1 protein-coding gene and 1 pseudogene are annotated in these 3,079 nt (G+C 74.2%); both read right to left on the bottom strand.

What is annotated here, in order from left to right:
• Positions 1-1,317 (bottom strand): annotated as a pseudogene (locus QM634_RS14425) (hypothetical protein); the annotation flags it as partial.
• A gap of 4 nt (positions 1,318-1,321) precedes the next feature.
• A partial coding sequence (locus QM634_RS14420; RefSeq protein WP_415043471.1) for a hypothetical protein occupies positions 1,322-3,079 on the bottom strand: 1,758 nt, incomplete at its 5' end.

Genomic DNA, 3,079 nt, shown 5'->3' with positions numbered 1-3,079 from the left:
GGTGCCCCGACCGCGCCGGTGGGCGCGACCCAGGCGGCGCATCGCGGCGTCGGGCGTGGGCGGGCGGGAGGCGAGGGTCCCGCCGACCAGGTCACGTGCCCACGCGACCTGCTCGACGCCGTCCGGGGCGTCGTCGACGACGACCTCGGCGGCGTCCTCGTGGAACTCGGCGAGTTCGGGGATCTCCAGGACCGCGACCGCCAACGGCCACTCGGGCGCGAGCGCCGGGGACCCGTCGGTCTCGAACTGGGCCGCGACCTCGTCCCGGCGGGCGAGCACCCGGCGCGCGGTGTGCTCATCGGCGAACACCGCCTCGGCCAGGACCGACAACGGGGTCGCCGGGACGACGCCGGCGGCGACACGGTGCTCCGAACCCGGGTCGCCGAGATAGGGCTCCTCGTGCTCGTCGACCACGACCACCTGACCGGCGACGTCGCCGACGCGGTTCTTCGGCACGGCCACCAGGTGCAGGTCGGCCGCCGCTCCCCCCGCGACCGCCTCCGGCGACTCGTGGGTCGACCAGCAGAACCGTCGCGCACCGATCGGGGTGAGCAGGCTGCTGACGGCCGCGATCCACACGGCGGCGCGGTCGTGGGCCGCGGCGTCGACGAAGTCGACGGCCAGCGCCGCCGGACCGGCGGCCTCGCCGGACAACCGCGCCGAGACGGCGTCGAGCAGCACCCGCAACACGCTCACCCGGTCGTGTCCCGGATCCAGGAGGAAGGCGATCACCGCCGGGTTCGAGAGCGCCGGATTCGCCGCGCGGGGCGGCATCGGCTCGGCCAGCTCCGCCGCCTTCACCTCGTCGGGGCCGTACGGCGCCAGCCATCCCGACCAGCGCCACAGGTCGATCGGGCGGCCGTCGGCATCCGAGTGCGCGTCGGCCAGGATGTGCGCGAAGACGTTGCCCGGCCGACCGCTGCCGTCGCGCCCGGCATCGACGGTGTGCCAGTAGGCGCCGCGCCAACCCGTCGGACCGGCGGTCGCGACGTAACTCAGCCGCGCCGGCCGGCCGACGATCTGCTCGGGGGTCGGGAACCCGGGCAGCGGCGGTTCGAGGTCGAACCGCGTGACGATGCGCGCGGCCAGCTCGTCCACGTAGGCGGGGTCGAGGTTGCCGAGCACCTGCTTGACCTGCCAGCCGCCGCCGTGGCCGCGCTGTCCGGGCGCGACGGCACCGCCGGCGGTCGTGGCGTCGAAGGAGGTGTAGGTGAACTGGGCATACCGCCCCGCCTGCGGCGCGGGCGCGCTGCGCGTGAGGTCGACGCCGCCGGAGGTCGGCGCACGATCCTCCGGGCGCTTGGTCAGATCGGCCATGGACTCACCACTGTGCCTGCGCTCGCGCCGGCGGCGGCACCCACAGCCGTGCCATCGGAGGGTCGAGGATCGCGATCGGGCGGCCGCCGCGCGGCTGGCCGTGCACGAACAGTCGGACGTAGCCGCCCATCCCGGTCAGGTCGGCGCGCCACTCGGTGGCCTGCCGAACGGCCGCCAACTCACCGACGATCTGGCAGTGCGGGACCAACCGACTGGTGCGGTCGTACACGCGGAGCGTGCGACCGTCGGTCGGGTCGAGCGGCAGTCGGCGCGGATTGTGGACCAGCACCAGCGGCGGGACGTCGGGCACCGGTGACTCGCTCTGCAGGATCAACCGCACCAGGCGCTGGCCGGGGGCCGCCTGCGGGTCCGGGTCCAAGTCGTAGGCGATCCGGGCGAGCCCGGGATAGTCGATGCCCACCGGCTCCCCGGTGATCTCCCGGCCCGCCGAGTACGAGACCGCGACGACGGCGACCTGGCAGCCGGTCTTGTTGAGGTTGCGCGACAGGATCAGCGCGCCGTCGCGCTCGAACTGCTCGGCGCTGACCTCGCCGAAGGGCCGGCCCTGGCACAACTGGGCGGGCGGGGCGCCGTGCTGGCCGACGTAGGCGCGCACGGCGGCGGCGCCGCGCGGCCAGCCGAAGGTGATCATCTCGCAGTGGAAGCGCTCGACGATGCGCGGATCGTCGACGGCCGGCAGCGGACGGGCGAGGACACGCGTCTGACCGATCCGCGCTTTGCCGGCGCCCACCGCGACGGGCGTGAGGTACGCACGGTCCCACCCGGCCGGCCACGGCACACCGGCCATCTGCGACCGACTCGGGTCGTCGCCGGTCTTCACCGGGTGCCGCACGCGGGTCTCCTCGGTGAAACCCTGGACCTCGAGCGCCTCGACGGGCAGGTCCTCGCGCTCGAGTCCGGCGGGGGGCGGCTGCTGGAAGCGGTAGACGCGGATCTCCTGATCGCCCTCGGGGGTGCCCCAGGACAGGTTGAACTCGGAGTTGTTGTCACTGATCGCGACGTCGAGGTCACTGATCGGGGTGAGGCTGACCGAGACCAGGATCTCCTGCTGCGCGGGCCGCGACAGCCGCAGGGAGTCGCCGACCGGGACCTCGGCCTGGGCCCGGTAGAGGAATCGGCGGCCGCGGGGCGCGTCCGGGTCGACGAACCCGGTGAGGTTCGCCTCGTTGACGCAGATCTGGAAACTCGGATCGGTGGTGACCGGTCCCCCGGTGTCCAGCGGGATGCGGAAGATGCGGACCGCGCGGGTCCCGGGGAACACCGACCACTCGCCGACGACGCGACCCTCGTCCTCGGTGAGCTGCATGTCCTCGACCGGGCTGATGTCCTCGCCCTGGCTCCACTTCACCGCCTGCGCGGCGCGCGCTGACGCCTCGTCCGCGCCGACGTGGACCCACACCTGGTAGTGCCGCACCGCCGTGGTCAGAAAGCGCGTGTCCTCGACCGCGGTCCCGGTGGTGACCGCCAGCAGTTCGCCGGCCTCCGGTTTGTACGGTGCGACGGTGCCGTCGCCCGACACGACCCGGTACAGGACGGTCGGCCCGCCCGGGTACCGGTCCCAGGTCAACCGCACGCCGTCCGCGGTCGGCGCGATCCCGATCGCTCCCGGTCGCACCTCGGTCTCCAGGTACTCGTAGGCGCTGAAGTCGCCGTGCGCGAGCGGGAGCAGGTCGACCGGCGGGGGCGTCGAGCGGGCGACCGCCGGGCCGGGTGCGGCAGGTGCGGCGGGCGGGGAGCTGGC

It is taken from the genome of Gordonia sp. (in: high G+C Gram-positive bacteria) (assembly GCF_047606305.1).
In the GTDB taxonomy this organism is placed as follows: domain Bacteria; phylum Actinomycetota; class Actinomycetes; order Mycobacteriales; family Mycobacteriaceae; genus Gordonia.
Note: the sequence above shows the minus strand (reverse complement) of the source record. Positions and strands in the feature narration are given on the sequence as shown.